Origin of the sequence: Streptomyces cellostaticus, from assembly GCF_023630175.1 — a bacterium.
GTDB classification, from domain to species: Bacteria; Actinomycetota; Actinomycetes; order Streptomycetales; family Streptomycetaceae; genus Streptomyces; species Streptomyces cellostaticus_A.
In genome coordinates this window covers 1-17,695 of sequence record NZ_JALLIN010000045.1, presented here as the reverse complement: position 1 = coordinate 17,695, position 17,695 = coordinate 1, and the positions used below count along the sequence as shown (strand labels likewise).

Genomic DNA, 17,695 nt, shown 5'->3' with positions numbered 1-17,695 from the left:
CCGGCCACATCCGCCGTAGAAACGCACATGCCAGCTCTCCGGCGAAAGCGTCTTGCTCATGCGATGTGACAGCAGACCCGCACCTGGCAGATGCGGCAGTATCATCGGCGCACGGCCGACACGCGGCCGAGGCAGGGTGCGACAGCTCGTCCTAGGACCCGGGAGTGAGATCCGTGATGACCCGTTCCATGCGCCGGACCCGGCGGATGCTGCGGCTGGCCGGTGCCGGAGCAGCCGCCCTGATGGCGCTGAGCGCCTGCTCCTCTTCCTCCGGCGGCGCGTCCGCCGGTGGTTCGGACACCGCGGGCTCCGCGCCCGCGAAGCTGTCCGGGTCGGTCACCGTGTTCGCCGCGGCCTCCCTGAAGGAGAGCTTCACGGCCCTCGGCGAGGAGTTCGAGAAGCAGCACCCCGGCACCACGGTCGGCTTCAACTTCGGCGGCAGCGACACGCTCGCCGCGAGCATCACCAGCGGTGCGCCGGCCGATGTGTTCGCCGCCGCCAGCACGAGGACCATGGCCGTCGTCACGGACCGGAAGGAGGCGGTGGGCACCCCGGAGACCTTCGTCCGCAACCGGCTCGAGATCGCCACCCTGCCCGGCAACCCCGGCAAGGTGTCCTCCCTGAAGGACCTCACCGGATCCGGCCTCAAGGTCGTGCTCTGCGACAGGACGGTGCCGTGCGGCTCCGCCGCCCAGAAGGCCCTCGACGCCGCTGGCGTCGAGCTGACCCCGGTCTCCTACGAGCAGGACGTCAAGAGCGCCCTGACCAAGGTGGAGCTGAAGGAGGCCGACGCCGCCGTGGTCTACAGGACCGATGTGAAGGCGGCGGGTGACAAGGTGGAGGGCGTGGAATTCCCCGAGTCGGCCGAGGCCGTCAACGACTACCCGATCGCGCTGCTGAGGAACGCGGGCAACGCCCCGGCGGCCAAGGCGTTCATCGCGCTGGTGCGCTCCGCCGAGGGCCGGCGTGTCCTCGGCGGGGCCGGGTTCCTCGAACCGTGACCGCGCCCGGCAGGTACGGCGCCGCGGCCGGCCCACGCACGGACGGGCCGCGGCGCCGACGCGCACGCGGGGCGCCGCTGCCTCTGCTGGTGCCCGGCGTCGCCGCCCTGGTGTTCCTGCTGCTGCCCCTCCTCGCACTGCTCGTCCGCGCCCCCTGGGGCAGCCTGCCCGACCAGCTCACCAGCGTCGAGGTGTGGCAGGCACTCCGGTTGTCCCTGGTCACCGCCACGGCGGCGACCGGGGTCAGTCTGGTGCTGGGCGTGCCACTGGCCTGGCTGCTGGCGCGCACGGACTTTCCCGGCCGCGGTGTCGTACGGGCCCTGGTCACCCTGCCGCTGGTCCTGCCCCCGGTGGTGGGCGGCGTGGCCCTGCTGCTGGCCCTCGGCCGCAACGGCGTCGTCGGCAGGTGGCTGGACGCGTGGTTCGGGATCACCCTGCCCTTCACCACCGCTGGGGTGGTGATCGCGGAGGCCTTCGTGGCCATGCCGTTCCTGGTCATCAGCGTCGAGGGCACCCTGCGCGCCGCCGACCCGCGTTTCGAGGAGGCGGCCACCACGCTCGGCGCCTCGCGGTTCACCGCGTTCCGCCGGGTCACCCTGCCGCTGATCGCCCCCGGTGTCGCCGCGGGCGCGGTCCTGGCGTGGGCCCGCGCGCTCGGCGAGTTCGGCGCGACGATCACCTTCGCGGGCAACTTCCCCGGCCGTACCCGGACCATGCCGCTGGCCGTCTACCTCGCCCTGCAGAACGACCCGGAGGCGGCCGTCTCCCTGAGCCTGGTCCTGCTGGCCGTGTCGATCGCTGTGCTGGCGGGGCTGCGCGACCGATGGCTGACGGGGACATGAGGACACGATGACGAGGCGGGACCGGATGCGGAAGGCGGGCGGGGCGCGCGTGGAGGGCGAGGTGGTCACGGGGGCCGGCCCCGCGCGGGTGGCCGCGGCGGGCCGGGCCCCCGTGGCCGGGAGCGGCGCACCGGTCGGAACCGGCCCGAAGACCGTCGGCGAGCAGGGACTCGACGCCCGGCTCATCGTGGGCCGGGGGGACTTCCGGCTCGACGTGGCGCTGGCCGCGGCCCCCGGCGAGGTCATCGCGCTGCTGGGTCCGAACGGCGCGGGCAAGACCACCGCCCTGCGCGCCCTCGCCGGGCTGCTCCCGCTCACCGGCGGCCATCTGCGACTGGACGGCGCCTCGCTGGAGCACACCCCGCCCGAGTCCCGCCCGGTCGGCGTCGTCTTCCAGGACTATCTGCTCTTCCCGCACCTGTCCGCCCTCGACAACGTGGCGTTCGGGCCCCGCTGCCGAGGCGCCGGCAAGGCCGAGGCGCGTGCGCAGGCGGCGGCCTGGCTGGAGCACATGGGGCTCGCCGGGCACGCCGGGACCAAGCCCCGCCGCCTGTCCGGCGGCCAGGCCCAGCGCGTCGCGCTGGCCCGCGCCCTGGCCACCCGGCCCCGGCTGCTGCTCCTGGACGAACCACTCGCCGCGCTGGACGCCCGCACCCGGCTGGAGGTCCGGGCCCGGCTCCGCCGCCACCTGGCCGAGTTCGAGGCGGTCGCCGTGCTGGTCACGCACGACCCGCTGGACGCCATGGTGCTCGCGGACCGGCTGGTGGTCGTCGAGCACGGCCACGTCGTTCAGCAGGGCACCCCCGCGGAGATCGCCCGCCGGCCGCGCACCGACTACATCGCCCGGCTCGTCGGTCTCAACCTCTACCGCGGACAGGCCGGGGGACACACCGTACGGCTGGACGCGGGCCCCTCGGTGACGACCACGGAGGACCTGTCCGGCCCTGTCTTCGTGGCCTTCCCGCCGGCCGCCGTCACCCTCTTCCGGGACCGGCCCACCGGTGCCAGCGCCCGCAACCTGTGGCGCTGCGAGGTGGCGGGCCTGGAGACCCACGGTGACCAGATCCGCGCCGACCTCACCGGCGAACTCCCCCTCGCCGCCGACCTCACCACCGTGGCCGCCGCCGAGCTCGGCCTGCATCCGGGTGCATCGGTCTGGGCGACAGTGAAGGCGACGCAGACCCACGCATACCCGGCCTGACCGGGCGGGCGCTCTACGGTGGGTGCTCATGACACTGAGCATCCGCAACCAGCTCCCCGGCAACGTGACCGAGGTCCACCCGGGCGAGGTCATGGCGATCGTCAAGGTGCGGCTGGACGGCGGCCAGGAGCTGACCGCCGCCATCACCCAGGAGGCCGCCGGGCAGCTCGGCCTCGCTCCCGGCACCGCCGTCCGCGCCCTGGTGAAGTCCACCGAGGTCTCGCTGGCGACGAGCAGGCTCGAGGGCCTGTCCATCCGCAACCGGCTGCCCGGTGCGATCACCCGGCTCACCCGGGGCGCGGTCATGGCCTCCGTGAAGATCTCCGTGCCCGGCGGCGAACTGACCGCCGTGATCACCAGGGACGCGGCCGAGGACCTGGGCCTCTTCGTCGGCTCCGACGTGGTCGCCCTGATCAAGGCGACCGAGGTGTCGCTCGCCGTGGCCTGAGCACCAGGACGGGTGAGCCCCGCCCGGCTTGCGGGCGGGGCTCACCCGTACGACGCGCTCAGTCCTCGTACGCGTCCAGGGGCGGGCAGGAGCACACCAGGTTGCGGTCGCCGAAGGCCTGGTCGATGCGGCGGACCGGCGGCCAGTACTTGTCCGTGACGGCCACGCCGCCCGGGAAGACGGCCTCCTCGCGGCTGTACGCGTGGTCCCAGTCCGCGCCGAGCGCCCGCGCGGTGTGCGGCGCGTTGCGCAGCGGGTTGTCCTGCGCCGGCCACTGGCCGGAGCCGACCTTCTCGATCTCCGCGCGGATGGCGATCATCGCGTCGCAGAACCGGTCCAGCTCCGCCAGGTCCTCGGACTCGGTGGGCTCGATCATCAGCGTGCCGGCCACCGGGAAGGACATGGTCGGCGCGTGGAAGCCGTAGTCGATGAGCCGCTTGGCGACGTCGTCGACGCTCACGCCGGTCGTCCTGGTCAGCGGACGCAGGTCGATGATGCACTCGTGCGCCACCAGGCCGCCGGGGCCGTTGTAGAGCACCGGGTAATGCGGCTCGAGGCGCTTGGCGACGTAGTTGGCGGAGAGCACGGCGACCTGGGTGGCGCGCTTGAGTCCCTCGCCGCCCATGAGGCGCACGTACGCCCACGAGATGGGCAGGATGCCCGCGCTGCCCCAGGGCGCGGCCGAGATCGGGCCGACGCCGGTCCCGGGACCGGCCGCCGGCTGCAGCGGGTGGTTCGGCAGGTACGGCGCGAGGTGCGAGCGGACGGCCACCGGGCCGACACCGGGACCGCCGCCGCCGTGCGGGATGCAGAAGGTCTTGTGCAGGTTCAGGTGCGAGACGTCGCCGCCGAAGTGGCCCGGCTTGGCGAGGCCCACCAGCGCGTTGAGGTTGGCGCCGTCGACGTACACCTGCCCGCCCGCGTCGTGGACCTGGGCGCAGATGTCGGCGACGTGCTCCTCGAACACACCGTGCGTCGACGGATAGGTGATCATCAGCACGGCCAGCTCGTCGCGGTACTGCTCGATCTTCGCCCGCAGGTCGGCGACGTCGATCTCACCGTCCTCGGCGGTCTTGACGACGACGACCTTCATGCCGGCCATCACGGCGCTGGCCGCGTTGGTGCCGTGCGCGGAGGAGGGGATGAGGCAGACGGTGCGCTGCTCGTCGCCGTTGGCGCGGTGGTAGCCGCGCACGGCGAGCAGACCGGCCAGCTCGCCCTGCGAACCGGCGTTCGGCTGCAGCGAGACCTTGTCGTAGCCGGTGACCTCGGCGAGACGTTCCTCCAGCTCACGGATGAGCGTGAGGTAGCCCTCGGCCTGCTCGGCGGGCACGAAGGGGTGCAGTTGACCGAACTCGGGCCAGGTGACCGGCTCCATCTCGGTGGTCGCGTTGAGCTTCATGGTGCAGGAGCCCAGCGGGATCATGCCGCGGTCCAGCGCGTAGTCACGGTCGGCGAGCCGGCGCAGGTACCGCAGCATCGCGGTCTCGGAGCGGTGCTCGTGGAAGACCGGGTGGGTGAGGTAGTCGTCGGTGCGCAGCAGGGTGCGGGGCAGGGCCTCGCCGGCCGCCGCGTCCAGCGCCTCGATGTCGCCCTCGACGCCGAAGGCGGCGAAGACGGCCTCCACCTGGGCCCGGTTGGTGGTCTCGTCGCAGGCCAGGGAGACGAGATCGGCGTCGACGAGACGCAGGTTGACGCCGCCCGCCCGGGCGGCGGCCGCGACCTCGGCGGCCCCGCCGGGCACGCGCGCGGTGAGGGTGTCGAAGTAGGCGCCGTGGACGATCTCGACACCGCCCGCCCTCAGGCCCTCGGCGAGGATCGTGGCGTAGCGGTGGGTGCGGCGGGCGATGGTCCGCAGTCCCTCGGGGCCGTGGTAGACGGCGTACATGCCGGCCATCACGGCGAGCAGCACCTGGGCGGTGCAGATGTTGCTGGTGGCCTTCTCCCGGCGGATGTGCTGCTCGCGGGTCTGCAGTGCCAGGCGGTACGCCTTGTGCCCGTCGGCGTCGACGGACACACCGACCAGCCGGCCGGGCAGGCTGCGTGCGAACTTCTCGTGCACCGCCATGTAGCCGGCGTGCGGCCCGCCGAAGCCCATCGGCACACCGAAGCGCTGGGTGGTGCCGACGGCGATGTCCGCTCCCAGTTCGCCCGGCGAGGTCAGCAGGGTGAGCGCGAGCAGGTCGGCCGCGACCGTGACGAGGGCTCCCAGCTCGTGCGCCTGGTCGATCAGCGGCTTGAGGTCGCGGACGGCGCCGGAGGCACCCGGGTACTGGACCAGCACGCCGTTGATCTCGCGCTCGGCGATCTCCGCCGGGATGCCGTCGGCGAGGTCCGCGACGACGACCTCGACCCCGGTCGGCTCGGCGCGCGTCTCGATGACGGCGATGGTCTGCGGCAGGGCGTCCGCGTCGATCAGGAACAGGCCCTTCTTGTTCCTGCCCATGCGCCGCGACAGCGCCATGGCCTCGGCGGCGGCGGTGCCCTCGTCGAGCAGGGAGGCGCCGGACGTCGGCAGCCCGGTGAGCTCGGCGACCATGGTCTGGAAGTTGAGCAGGGCCTCGAGCCGGCCCTGGGAGATCTCCGGCTGGTACGGCGTGTAGGCCGTGTACCAGGCCGGGTTCTCCATGACGTTGCGCAGGACCACCGGCGGGGTGAAGGTGCCGTAGTAGCCGAGGCCGATCATGGAGCCGAGGACCTGGTTGCGGTCGGCGAGCGAGCGCAGTTCGGCGAGCACCTCGGCCTCGGTACGGGCGCCCGGCAGGTCCAGGGCGTCGGCGTTCTTGATCACGTCCGGGACCGCGGCGGCGGTCAGCTCGTCGAGCGATCCGTAGCCGACGTGCGCGAGCATCTTGGCCCGCGCCTCCTGGTCGGGCCCGATGTGGCGCTGCTCGAAGGGGATGCCCGCTTCGAGCTCGGAGAGCGGGGTGCGATGGGCGGTCATTGCGGAGGCCTCCTGGTCTGACGCGACCTTCGAGGGGCACCCCGGTACGGATACCCCGACGGCCTCCCCCTCTGTCATCTCGACCTGAGAGCTTCACCGGCGGCCCGGGGGCGCCGGCTTTCACCGTCGGTGAGGGTGGACGCCGTCGACATCCGCCCTGCTTTCCAGAGTGACCTCGTCCGTGCGGTACGTGGGCCTGAGAGATTCCGGGGAGGATTTGCTCCTTCGGCGCCTCCGAGGGTGGTCGGAGGACTCTCCCGCACGGGGTCAGCAGCCGCTGTCAGCGTACCAGCGAGGTCAACGGCCGGGCCTTCGAGTGGCCGCCTCCCTGATTGTGCTCTTTCGTAGTGCTTACGGATGAGTTGCGACCAAGTGGAGGGAGAGCGACCGTGCAGACCGACATCGATCCGCGCAACCTGATCGGCCGCAAGGCGTTCGACCGCACCGGCACCAAGATCGGCACCATCGACGAGGTGTACCTCGACGACGCCACCGGGGTGCCGGAGTGGGCGGCCATACGCACCGGTCTGTTCTCCCGGGACGCGTTCGTCCCCCTGGAGCCCAGCGAGATCGTCGAGGGCGCCCTGCGGGTCCCCTTCGACCGCGCGCTCATCAAGGACGCACCCGACTTCGGTGTGGGCCGCCACCTCTCCCCCGAACAGGAGCTCCAGCTCTACCACCACTACGGCCTGGACGTGGCGGCGCCCGCCCCGCTCGCGGACCACGACTTCGGCAAGCTGGCGGGTACGGAGGAGCCCTGAGCCCACTTCCGCGGGCGGCCGCGCCGGAGGGCGGGACAACCTCGGGAGCTCCGCCGGAGCCCGCATCCGGCGGATCGCGGGCGTCCGCTACCGATCGGCGTCGACGCCACCACCGGGCGCCCTCGGCGGCGGATCCGCCCGCGGCGCCCGCCCCGGCGGATCCGGATCCTGCACCAGCGGCAGCGGGTCGGCCGGCGCCAGCGCGGGGTCCTCGACGCCGAACGTCCGTACCCGCCCCGGCCGCGACCGAGGTGTCTCGAAGCGCACGGTCACCCGGCCCAGGCCACTGCCCTGCACCCAGCCGTGGCCCCACGCCTCGTGCCGCACGTCCTGCCCGGCACGCCACTGCCGCCCGCCGGGCTCATCCGGCTCCGGAACGGTCTCGGCCACGCCCTCCTGCGGCACCGGTACCGTCTCGGGGGACTGCGCCGCCTGGGCGAACAGGTCCTCCTGGGTGTAGTCCGCGAGCCCGGTGACGCCCACACCGAGCAGCCGCACCCCGCCCGTGGTGTCCACGGAGTCCAGCAGCCGCCCGGCCGCCTCCCGGATCACCGCGGGATCGTCCGTGGGCCCCCTGAGCGTCTCGGACCTGGTCAGCGTGGAGAAGTCGTACCTGCGGACCTTCAGCACGATGGTCCGCCCCGACAGCCCGGCCCCCCGCAGCCTGCCCACGCACCGGTCGGCCAGTCGCCGGACCTCGAGACCGACCCGCAGCCGATCGTGGATGTCCACGTCGTAGGTGTCCTCGACCGACACCGACTTGGCCTCCCGCTCGGAGACCACGGGCCGGTCGTCGCGCGCCAGCGCCATCGCGTGCAGCGCGTGCCCGTGCGCCTTGCCGAGCAGCCGTACCAGTTCGTCCTCGCCGGCCTCGGCCAGTTCCTCGACCGTCGTGATCCCCGCCCGCCGCAGATGGTCCCCGGTGGCCGGCCCCACCCCGGGCAGGGTCCGCACCGGCATCGGCCCCAGCAGCGAGCGCTCGGTGCCGGGTTCGACCAGGAAGAGTCCGTCGGGCTTCGCCTCCTCCGAGGCGATCTTCGCGAGCATCTTGGACGCGGCGAGTCCCACCGACCCGGTGAGCCCGGTGACCGCCCGGATGTCGGCGCGCAGCCTCACCCCCACCCGGCGCGCCGAATCCGCGTCCCGGGCCGCCCCCCGGGCCTCCAGGTCGACGAACGCCTCGTCCAGGCTCAGCGGCTCGACCAACGGTGACAGCTCGCGCAGCAGCGCCATCACCTGCTCGCTCACGGACCGGTAGAGACCGAAGCGCGGCACCAGGTACGCGGCGTTCGGTGCCAGCCGGCGCGCCTGGGCCATCGGCATCGCCGAGTGCACCCCGAACACCCGGGCCTCGTACGAGGCGGTGGCCACCACGCCGCGCGGTCCGAGGCCGCCCACGATCACGGCCCTGCCCCGCAGGCTCGGCTTGGACGCCTGCTCCACCGACGCGTAGAAGGCATCCATGTCGAGATGCAGGATCGTGGGCGCGTTTCTCACATCTCCGATGCTGCACCACACCACTGACAACGCGCGGGTCACGGCGTGGGCGGCGGTCCGCCGGTGCGGTGGGGCTCAGTGGGGCGCGGTCACACGGCCCGGTTGCGTCGCCGCGCCAGCTCGTCCGCCGGGTTGTGCCCGACCAGGGTCTCCCCCGTGTCGACCCGCTCCCCGTGCAGTTGGGAGAGCGCGCTCTCCACGTCCCGCCAGACCACGCCGACGGCGATCCCGAAGACGCCCTGGCCGCCCTGGAGCAGGGCGTGCACCTCGTCCGGCGAGGTGCACTCGTACACCGTGGCACCGTCGCTCATGAGCGTCATGCGCTCCAGGTCCTGGAAACCGCGTTCCCGGAGGTGCTGCACGGCCGTGCGGATGTTCTGCAGCGAGACCCCGGTGTCCAGGAACCGCTTGACGATCTTCAGGACGACCACGTCCCGGAAGCTGTAGAGGCGCTGGGTGCCCGACCCGTAGGCGGCCCGCACGCTCGGCTCCACCAGTCCGGTGCGGGCCCAGTAGTCCAGTTGCCGGTAGGTGATGCCGGCGGCCGCGCAGGCCGTGGGACCCCGGTAACCGATCTCCTCGGACGCCATGGACGCCACCCCTCCGCCGTTCGGCACCGCCGCCGGCCGCTGTGGGGCGGGGTCGACCGCGCCGCCGGGATATGCGTACCGCCCGCCGGAACGCGGCTGGGAACTCTGGGGAGGGTACGGACCGCTCTCCCCGAAACCGCGTCCGGGGGCACCCCCAGCCGCGCCGTCGCCGCTCGTCCTCACGCCGACCCTCCGTCCTTGAACTGCCTTCTCGACGGTAGGCAGTCACCAGGGGTGCGTCAACGATCGCCACACTCGCCACGCCGGGTGATAATCACCCTAAGAGTGGTTTCTCGTGCCCCACCGCGGGGAAAGGCTAGCCGAATGCTCTCGCGGAGGACGGCATGACGCTCTGGATGGCCGCCGGCAATTGCCACGACCCCGAACCGGGCCCGCGGGTCACCGCCCCCGGGCCGCCGAACCGCCTCGGCTCACTGGCTGCTGGTACCGAAGTCCTCCGGCGAGATCTGGTCGAGGAACTCGCGGAACTTCTCCACCTCGTCCTCCTGCTCGTCCGGGATCGCGATGCCCGCGTCGTCCAGCACCGTGTCACTGCCGTAGATCGGCGTCCCGGTGCGCAGGGCCAGCGCTATGGCGTCGGAGGGACGCGCACTCACCTCGACCCCGCTGGCGAAGACCAGCTCCGCGTAGAAGACGCCGTCACGCAGGTCCGTGATGCGCACTTCGGTCAGCTCCTGGCCGACGGCCTCCAGCACGTCCTTGAACAGGTCGTGGGTCAGCGGTCGCGCGGGGGCCATGCCCTGCTGGGCGAAGGCGATCGCCGTCGCCTCCCCCGGCCCGATCCAGATGGGGAGGTAGCGGTCGCCCCCCACTTCGCGCAGGAGCACGATCGGTTGGTTGGAGGGCATCTCGACCCGGACACCTACGACATCGAGCTCGTTCACACAGCAACCCTAGGCCGTGGTCGGGACCTTTGGGTAGTCGGGCCGGGAACAGGTGCCCGATCCGGCCGCCCGGCGCACCCCCGCGTTCAGGGCAGGCGGACGCCCAGAGCGGTCTGCACCAGCGCCGCGTGCAGCCGCATCGTGAGCGCCGCCAGCTCCTTGGCACGGGCCTCGGCATGGGCCCTGGTCTGCGGGTTGCGATGGCGCTTCAAGGGGGCCACGACCTGGTCCACCAGGCCCGCCTCCCGATCGGCGGCGGCCTTCATCACCCGTAGATGGCGCGGCTCGATCCCGAACCGGCCCAGCTCGGCGACGAGGGAGGCCACGGTGACGGCCGCCGCGTCGTACACCCCGTCCTCCAGGGGAGCGATGAGACCGTACGACTGCCACTCCGCCAGGTCGTCCTCGCCGATGCCCGCCGCCGCCAGCAGCTCGGCCCGACCGATCCGGGCCACCGTGGGCGCCCCGGACGGCTCCGGCGGCTCCTCCCCGGTGCGCTGGCGCCCCACCAGGGGAAGCTGCACGGCCTCACCGCGCTCCATGGCGTCCAGGTGTTCACGGATCACCCTGAGCGGCAGGTAGTGGTCCCGCTGCATCCTCAGGACGTGCGCGAGGCGATCGACGTCCCCGGGGCCGAACTTGCGGTAGCCCGACGGCGTCCGCTGCGGCTCGACGAGCCCCTCGGACTCCAGGAAGCGGATCTTGGAGATGGTGACTTCGGGAAACTCGTCACGCAGCGCGTTCAGCACCGCGCCGATGCTCATCAGTCCGTCCGTGGCGGCGGTACCGCTTCGGGCACCGCCGCTCGGTGTGTGCAGCATGGACCTTCCCTGGGTTCCCCCCGGACGGAGTCCAGGGGGGTCAGATGCCCTGCCGGCTCGCGTAGAAGACCAGCCGGTACTTGCCGATCTGCACCTCGTCACCGTTCGACAGAGGCACCTGGTCGATCCGCTCGCGGTTGACGTAGGTGCCGTTCAGGCTCCCCACGTCGGCCACCGTGAACGAGCCGTCCGGGGAGCGCCGGAACTCCACGTGCCGGCGGGAGACCGTGACGTCGTCCAGGAAGATGTCGCTCTGCGGGTGCCGGCCGGCCGTGGTCAGGTCGCTGTCCAGCAGGAAGCGGCTGCCCGAGTTCGGTCCGCGGCGCACCACCAGCAGCGCCGACCCCAGGGGCAGCGCGTCGACCGCGGCCTGCGCCTCGGGCGAGAGCATCGGCACCTGCGTCTGCCCCGTCACCTCGGCGTCGTAGGCCTCGATGCCGGAGATGGAGATCGTGGACGTGGTCTCCGAGGCACGCTCCGGCGCCACGCCGGGCCGCAGCGGCGCACCGCAGTTGGAGCAGAAGCGCGCGTTCTCCGCGTTGCGGTTACCGCACCTCGTGCACACCAGGACGGACATGGACGGATCCTCCTGCCGCGGCTGCCCCGCGGGGGCGTCGGACGCATAGGGGTCGGAGGCGAACCCTCCACCCGCACTTGAGGTTGACGGTTGCCCGAAACCTATGCCGCCGGACTGGGCAGGGTCAACAGACGCCGCGCCCTGGCCTCCGGAAATGTCACCGCCCGGACCAGCGACCTGGTCCCGGAACAGCGGGCGCCGGCCCTCTGCGTCAGGCTGTGCGCGATGACGAGCGGTCGCGTTGTCGCCGTCCTCTCGCGCGCTCTTGCCGAACAACTTCGCAAACAACTTCACGGGCGATTCCCCTTGACCGAAACAGACCCGCCCGTGGGGCAGGACGAACCCTGATTGCCTACACCGGTCGACCCGGACATCCTCACAACGTCCGTATCCACCAGACAGTTTCCACCACACGCCACTTCTTCGGTGCGCCGACCCCCCGCAACCTCATGCCCCTGCCGGACGCCCCGCATGCCCCGCCGGTTCACCGGGAGGACGACCGAGCGTAGTCAGGCTGCTTCACCTGTCGCAAGGCGTCCACGACGATCTTGTCCACCCGCTCGACGGTCACCGTGGCCTGCTCCTTCTCCAGGGTCTGCACCACGCCTCCCGGAATGTTCAGAGCCGGTTCGAGGTCCTGCGACTTGCCGATGACCTTGAAACGATACGGCTGATCGATCTTGTTCCCGTCGACGCCCACACTCTTGCCCGAATCGGTGAAGTAGGTGCTCGCGACCACGCGCACGCCGTTGACCTGGATCGCCTCCGCGCCGGCCGCGCGCAGCTCCTGGACCGCGTCGAGCAGCATGTCGGCCTTGACCGTCCCCTTCGTGTCGTCGATCGTCATGGTGATGCCGGGACCCTGCGCCGCCACGGTGCCCGCCAGGATGCCGAGTTGCTTCTCCTTCTCGGCCGTCTGCCTGCGCGCCTCGGCGGCCTGGTCGGAGCTGCTCTGCAGCTCCTGGCGCTGTTTCTCGAGTCCCTGCTTCTCGTCCTCAAGACGCTGAGTACGGTCGTCCAGTTCATCGAGGATGCGGACGAGATCCTCCTGGCGCGCCCCGCGCAGCGCGCTGTCGCTGTCGCTGTTCGACGCGACCTGCACGGCCAGCCCGAAACCGAGGCCGAACAGCAGGACCGCGACGATGAGTTGGGCCCGGGTGACCCGCGGCGGCCAGACGCCCTGGACCAGCCGCTGCCGGCCGGTGAGCGGCGGCTCGGCGCCCTCGGCTCCTTCGGCGGGCGCCCGCTCCGGTTCCGCGGACACCCGCTGCGGCTCCGCGGGAGGCCGCTCCGGCTCGGCGTGGGGCCGCTCCGGCTCGGCGGCCGGGGGCGGGGACGGGACCTCTTCGGGCAGTTCCTTGCGCAGCCTGTTCTCCGGCTGCTCGTCCTGGTTGCTCATCGCTCTCAAGCCCGGAAGACGTGTCGCCGGATCGCGGCGGCGTTGGAGAAGATACGGATACCGAGGACGACCACGACACCGGTGGACAACTGCGCCCCGACGCCCAGCTTGTCGCCCAGGAACACGATCAGCGCGGCCACGACCACGTTCGACAGGAACGACACCACGAAGACCTTGTCGTCGAAGATGCCGTCGAGCATGGCCCGAAGACCGCCGAACACCGCGTCCAGCGCGGCCACCACGGCGATCGGAAGATAAGGCTCGACGACCGCCGGAACCTCCGGCCGGACCAACAGGCCGGCCACGACTCCCACGATGAGGCCCAGTACGGCGATCACGATGTGCCCTTCTCAGTCTTCTCGGCGTTCGGCTGTGCTGTGCGTACGATCACACTCGGTGCGGAGGGCAGGCGGACGTCGCCCTCGGTGGAGATGGTGGCCCTGATGCCGAAGTTCTCCTCCAGGGCGTGCAGGTACAGCCCGTCGGCGCTGTCCTGGAACCGGGTGCTCAGCCTCTGCCCGTCCCCCACCGCCAGCACCGTGTACGGCGGCACCAGCGGCCTGTTGTCGACCAGTATCGCGTCACCGGCGGCCCTGATCGCGGACAGGGCCGTCAGCCGCTGCCCGTTGATGGACACGGCCTCGGCCCCGGAGGCCCACAGTCCGTTGACCACGCGCTGCATGTCCCGGTCGCGCACCCGTCCGGTGTCGGAGAAGCCGGAGGTCTCGCGCGGATTGGAGCCGTCGCCGCCCGCACTGGCCGCCTTGGCGTCGTCGACGACCAGCTTGACGCCGGGGCCGTGCACCGCGGTCGCGCCCGACAGCACGCCCACCAGATCGGCCTCGGAGCCGCCGCCGCTGCGGCGCAGTGCCGCCCGCCGGCGCCGGTCGACGTCGTCACGCAGCTTGTCGACGTCGCTCTCGAGCCGGTCCGCGTCCGCGGTCTCCAGGTCGATGCGGTCGATCAGCTCCTGGCGCTCCTTGGCCACCACGGGTGCCGCGATCCTCGCCTGCGCCGCTCCCACGGTGACCACCAGTGCGGCGAGGACCAGGCCCGCCGCCAGGCCCAGCTTCGCCCTGAGCGTCTTGGGCAGCCCTCCGTCCTCACCCTGCGCCGCCCGCCGGGCGGCGGCCTCCGCGTAGCCGTCGTCGAGACTGTGGTCCATGACGTTGGTGATCAACGACATGGACGCGTCGGGGCGCGACGACCGCGGGGGGAGGCTGCTCCGAACGGGGGATTGCTGCGGCATGCCGCACATCGTCGCATGTCGCGAGCAGTACCTCCGAATGGCCCCACCGGCGTACCGGACAGGCCTCGTCGAGGAGACCTGTCCGGTACGCGCGTGCGGCGGCTTCCGCCGCTCAGCACGCTGCCGGTCCTACCGCCCGGCGCTGTCCACCACGGCCGCCCACTCGTCCAGCAGGGCCTGGGCCGAGGCGTCGTCCGGCCCCTCGGCCCACAGATGGGTGACGGCCTCGGCCGGGTCGGGCAGCACCATCACCCAGCGCCCGTCGCTCTCCACGACCCGCACACCGTCGGTCGTGTCGACGGAGCGGTCCCCGGCCGCCTCGACGACCCGCCGCATGACGAGGCCCTTGACGGCCCACGGGGTCGCCAGGTCCCGCTTCAGGACGTGTGCCCGCGGAATCCGCGCGTCGATCTGGCTCAGCGTGAGCTGTGTGCGGGCCACCAGCCCGATCAGCCGTACGAAGGCCGCCGTGCCGTCGTAGACGCTGCTGAACTCGGGGACGATGAATCCGCCCTTGCCGTCACCACCGAAGATGGTGCCCTCCTCGCGTCCCACCCGCGTGAGATCGTCGGGAGAGGTGGTGGTCCACTCGACCTGGGTGCCGTGGTAGGCGGCCACCTGTTCGGCGATCCTGGTCGTGGTCACCGGCAGCGCCACCCGGCCGCTGCGCCGCTCCGCGGCCACCAGGTCCAGCATGACCAGCAGCGCCCGGTCGTCCTCGATGATCCGGCCCTTCTCGTCCACGAGCGACAACCGCTCGCCGACGGGGTCGAACCGCACGCCGAACGCGGCCCCGGAGGACGCCACGATCTCCCCGAGACGCACCAGGCCCTTGCGCCGAATCTCCTCGGTCTCCGTGGGCCGGGACTCGTCGAGACCGGGGTTGATCGTCAGCGAGTCCACGCCGAGCTTGCCGAGGAGGCTGGGCAGCACGAGACCGGCGCTGCCGTTGGACGCGTCCACGACGACCTTGAGGCCCGACTCCGCTATGCCGGTGATGTCGACGTTCCGCAGCAGCGAACCGGTGTACGAGTCGAAGACGCTCGCCGGGAAGTACAGGTCGCCGATCTCGCCGGGGAACGCGCGACGGTACTCCTGCCGCGCGAACACGCGGTCCAGCTTCCGCTGGCCGCCCTGCGAGAGGTCCGCGCCCTGCCCGTCGAAGAACATGATGTCGACGGAGTCCGGCACACCCGGCGAGGTCCGGATCATGATGCCGCCCGCACTGCCGCGCGCGGTCTGCTGCCGGGCCACGGGCAGCGGGACGTTCTCCAGGTCCCGTACGTCGATGGCGCTGGCCTGCAGCGCGGAGATCACCGCGCGCTTGAGTGCGCGGGCGCCTCGGGAGTGGTCACGGGCCGTGGTGACCGTGGAGCCCTTCTTCAACGTGGTCGCGTAGGCGCCGGCGAGCCGCACGGCCAGCTCGGGTGTGATCTCCACGTTGAGGATGCCCGAGACGCCACGGGCGCCGAACAGGTTGGCCTGTCCCCGCGACTCCCAGATCACCGAGGTGTTGACGAACGCGCCGGCCTCGATGGTCTTGAACGGGTAGACCCGCACATTACCCTGAACGATCGATTCTTCACCGATCAGGCACTCGTCACCGATGACCGCGCCGTCCTCGATCCGGGCGGCTCGCATGATGTCGGTGTTCTTGCCGACGACACAGCCGCGCAGATTACTGTGCTGGCCGACGTACACGTTGTCGTGGACGACTGCCCGGTGCAGGAAGGCACCGCTCTTGACGACGACGTTGGAACCCACGACGGTGTGCTCGCGGATTTCGGCACCGGCCTCCACCTTGGCGTAGTCGCCGATGTAGAGCGGCCCGCGGAGCACCGCGTCGGGGTGCACCTCGGCTCCCTCGGCCACCCAGACGCCCGGGGAGATCTCGAAGCCGTCGACGTCGACGTCGACCTTGCCCTCGAGGACGTCGGCCTGCGCCTTGACGTAGCTCTCGTGGGTACCGACGTCCTCCCAGTAGCCCTCGGCGACATAGCCGTAGATCGGCTTGCCCTCCTTCATCAGCTGAGGGAAGACGTCACCGGACCAGTCGACGGAGACATCGGCCTCGACGTAGTCGAAGACCTCGGGCTCCATGACGTAGATGCCCGTGTTCACCGTGTCGGAGAAGACCTGCCCCCAGGTCGGCTTCTCGAGGAAACGCTCGACCTTGCCCTCCTCGTCGACGATGGTGATGCCGAACTCCAGCGGATTGGGCACCCGGGTCAGGCAGACGGTGACCAGTGCGCCCTTCTCCTTGTGGAAATTGATCAGGTCGGTGAGGTCGAAGTCGGTCAGGGCGTCGCCGGAGATGACGAGGAAGGCGTCGTCCTTCAACGCCTCTTCGGCGTTCTTGACGCTTCCGGCGGTACCGAGCGGCTTCTCCTCGTTGGCATAGGTGAGCTCCATTCCGAGCTCTTCGCCGTCGCCGAAGTAGTTCTTGACGAGCGATGCCAGGAACTGCACGGTGACAACGGTCTCGTTGAGCCCATGCCTTTTGAGCAGCCTCAGCACATGCTCCATGATCGGGCGATTGGCCACGGGCAGGAGCGGCTTGGGCATGCTGGAGGTCATAGGGCGAAGGCGAGTGCCTTCGCCACCGGCCATCACGACGGCCTTCATGTCGGAAGCGTCCTCCTAAAGAGACGACGGTCTAGCCGACTTCACCCGTCCAGATTGTCCCGCACTTCGGCGCGGCGGGCCATCGGACCACTTTGTCCGGACAATCGGCGGTGCTCAATCGGCCGTGGCGTCCGCGCGGACGAGGCGGCGGACTTGCACCACGTAGAGCACTCCTGCCCACCAGTAGAGGGTTGTACCCCAACCTGCGAACGCCCATCCGAAAACAGCGGCCAGTGACGCGATCCAACCGTTTCCGTCGCTGAGCAGCAGGAGCGGGAACGCGTACATCAGGTTGAAGGTGGCTGCCTTCCCGAGGAAGTTCACCTGGGGCGGCGGATAGCCGTGTCGGCGCAGGATGCCGACCATCACGAGCAGGACGAGCTCTCGTGCGAGCAGAAGGCCGGTCAGCCAGAGCGGGAGGATCCCACGCCAGGTGAGGCCGAGCAGCGTCGAGAGAACGTAGAGCCGGTCGGCCGCGGGGTCGAGCAGCCGGCCGAGGTTGCTGATCTGGTTCCAGCGCCTGGCGAGCTTTCCGTCGAGGTAGTCGCTGATCCCGCTCAGTGCGAGCACAAGAAGGGCCCAGCCGTCGCTCTTGGGGCCGCCGAACTCAGGCCTGAGGATGAGCCACAGGAAGAGCGGGACGCCGGCGAGCCGAGCCATGCTGAGGATGTTGGGGATGGTGAGCACCCGGTCCGTCTGGACACGGGTCTCCTGGACCTCCACCCGGGGGCCTCCTGTGCGGTAAGGAGCGAAACGATGCTCCCCGACCCTACCCCAACGCAAAAAAGCTCCGGCTCTCGGGCAGTGGTGCCCAAGAGCCGGAGCTGTAAAAGGA

At 71.2% G+C, this 17,695-nt stretch carries 15 protein-coding genes, 1 pseudogene and 1 riboswitch; of the genes and pseudogenes, 5 read left to right on the top strand and 11 right to left on the bottom strand.

Translation table 11 applies throughout. The features are described from left to right. The first annotated feature begins 176 nt into the window (after positions 1–176). The 4 genes from modA to MXD57_RS25020 are packed head-to-tail and all read left to right on the top strand — an operon-like array spanning position 177 to position 3,492. Positions 177–1,001, top strand: coding sequence for a molybdate ABC transporter substrate-binding protein (gene modA / locus MXD57_RS25035; protein WP_250404248.1), 825 nt, complete (start codon positions 177–179; stop codon positions 999–1,001). Continuing rightward, positions 998–1,843 carry an ABC transporter permease gene (locus MXD57_RS25030; protein ID WP_250404246.1) on the top strand — a complete coding sequence of 282 codons (846 nt, stop codon included), beginning with the start codon at positions 998–1,000 and terminating at the stop codon, positions 1,841–1,843. The genes modA and MXD57_RS25030 overlap by 4 nt, the downstream gene beginning before the upstream one ends. Positions 1,844–1,868: 25 nt before the next feature. Further along, a complete protein-coding gene (locus tag MXD57_RS25025) occupies positions 1,869–3,044 on the top strand; it encodes an ABC transporter ATP-binding protein (RefSeq protein WP_374114750.1) in 1,176 nt (391 codons plus the stop codon). 28 nt (positions 3,045–3,072) lie between these two features. Then, entirely contained in the window at positions 3,073–3,492 is a 420-nt protein-coding gene (locus tag MXD57_RS25020; RefSeq protein WP_250404243.1) for a TOBE domain-containing protein, read from the top strand. Positions 3,493–3,550: 58 nt separating this feature from the next. Here the strand turns inward: MXD57_RS25020 and gcvP are convergent, their stop codons facing one another. Next, complete coding sequence (gene gcvP / locus MXD57_RS25015; protein WP_250404241.1) at positions 3,551–6,436, bottom strand: aminomethyl-transferring glycine dehydrogenase; 2,886 nt, start codon at positions 6,434–6,436, stop codon at positions 3,551–3,553. 174 nt (positions 6,437–6,610) lie between these two features. After that, a riboswitch (glycine riboswitch) is annotated at positions 6,611–6,706 on the bottom strand. A gap of 119 nt (positions 6,707–6,825) precedes the next feature. Between gcvP and MXD57_RS25010 the strand changes: the two genes are divergently transcribed. Continuing rightward, positions 6,826–7,197, top strand: coding sequence for a PRC-barrel domain-containing protein (locus MXD57_RS25010; RefSeq protein WP_250404240.1), 372 nt, complete (start codon positions 6,826–6,828; stop codon positions 7,195–7,197). On the opposite strand, the pseudogene MXD57_RS25005 reads toward MXD57_RS25010, so the two are convergent. From MXD57_RS25005 to MXD57_RS24960, 10 genes and pseudogenes are all read right to left on the bottom strand, one after another. Next, positions 7,119–8,694: pseudogene (locus MXD57_RS25005) on the bottom strand (DNA polymerase IV). The gene MXD57_RS25010 and the pseudogene MXD57_RS25005 overlap by 79 nt on opposite strands. An 89-nt stretch (positions 8,695–8,783) precedes the next feature. Further along, the gene (locus MXD57_RS25000) at positions 8,784–9,467 is read right to left on the bottom strand and encodes a MerR family transcriptional regulator (RefSeq protein ID WP_250404236.1); all 684 of its coding nucleotides are present in this window, start codon (positions 9,465–9,467) and stop codon (positions 8,784–8,786) included. A 248-nt stretch (positions 9,468–9,715) separates the two neighbouring features. Next, positions 9,716–10,189 (bottom strand): bifunctional nuclease family protein, encoded by a 474-nt coding sequence (locus MXD57_RS24995; protein WP_190897230.1) that lies wholly within the window; start codon positions 10,187–10,189, stop codon positions 9,716–9,718. Positions 10,190–10,275: 86 nt separating this feature from the next. Further along, positions 10,276–11,010 carry a transcriptional regulator FtsR gene (gene ftsR / locus MXD57_RS24990; RefSeq protein WP_250404235.1) on the bottom strand — a complete coding sequence of 245 codons (735 nt, stop codon included), beginning with the start codon at positions 11,008–11,010 and terminating at the stop codon, positions 10,276–10,278. A 40-nt stretch (positions 11,011–11,050) separates the two neighbouring features. Further along, a complete protein-coding gene (locus MXD57_RS24985) occupies positions 11,051–11,881 on the bottom strand; it encodes an FHA domain-containing protein (protein WP_250404233.1) in 831 nt (276 codons plus the stop codon). Between the two features lie 190 nt (positions 11,882–12,071). After that, on the bottom strand, positions 12,072–12,986 hold the full coding sequence (locus tag MXD57_RS24980) for a DUF881 domain-containing protein (protein WP_250404231.1): 915 nt from the start codon (positions 12,984–12,986) through the stop codon (positions 12,072–12,074). A gap of 5 nt (positions 12,987–12,991) precedes the next feature. Then, entirely contained in the window at positions 12,992–13,324 is a 333-nt protein-coding gene (locus MXD57_RS24975; RefSeq protein WP_006134295.1) for a small basic family protein, read from the bottom strand. Continuing rightward, on the bottom strand, positions 13,321–14,244 hold the full coding sequence (locus MXD57_RS24970) for a DUF881 domain-containing protein (RefSeq protein ID WP_250404229.1): 924 nt from the start codon (positions 14,242–14,244) through the stop codon (positions 13,321–13,323). The genes MXD57_RS24975 and MXD57_RS24970 overlap by 4 nt, the downstream gene beginning before the upstream one ends. Before the next feature lie 120 nt (positions 14,245–14,364). Further along, positions 14,365–16,860, bottom strand: coding sequence for a mannose-1-phosphate guanyltransferase (locus tag MXD57_RS24965; protein WP_250404227.1), 2,496 nt, complete (start codon positions 16,858–16,860; stop codon positions 14,365–14,367). 114 nt (positions 16,861–16,974) lie between these two features. Then, on the bottom strand, positions 16,975–17,583 hold the full coding sequence (locus MXD57_RS24960; protein ID WP_250404225.1) for a CDP-alcohol phosphatidyltransferase family protein: 609 nt from the start codon (positions 17,581–17,583) through the stop codon (positions 16,975–16,977). Positions 17,584–17,695 lie beyond the last annotated feature (112 nt).

Coding starts and splice junctions, on each gene's coding strand:
- gcvP (WP_250404241.1), bottom strand. CDS start 6,436: ATGACCGCCCATCGCACCCCGCTCTCCGAGCTCGAAGCGGGCATCCCC.
- MXD57_RS25025 (WP_374114750.1), top strand. CDS start 1,869: ATGCGGAAGGCGGGCGGGGCGCGCGTGGAGGGCGAGGTGGTCACGGGG.
- MXD57_RS25020 (WP_250404243.1), top strand. CDS start 3,073: ATGACACTGAGCATCCGCAACCAGCTCCCCGGCAACGTGACCGAGGTC.
- ftsR (WP_250404235.1), bottom strand. CDS start 11,010: ATGCTGCACACACCGAGCGGCGGTGCCCGAAGCGGTACCGCCGCCACG.
- modA (WP_250404248.1), top strand. CDS start 177: ATGACCCGTTCCATGCGCCGGACCCGGCGGATGCTGCGGCTGGCCGGT.
- MXD57_RS24970 (WP_250404229.1), bottom strand. CDS start 14,244: ATGTGCGGCATGCCGCAGCAATCCCCCGTTCGGAGCAGCCTCCCCCCG.
- MXD57_RS24980 (WP_250404231.1), bottom strand. CDS start 12,986: ATGAGCAACCAGGACGAGCAGCCGGAGAACAGGCTGCGCAAGGAACTG.
- MXD57_RS24965 (WP_250404227.1), bottom strand. CDS start 16,860: ATGAAGGCCGTCGTGATGGCCGGTGGCGAAGGCACTCGCCTTCGCCCT.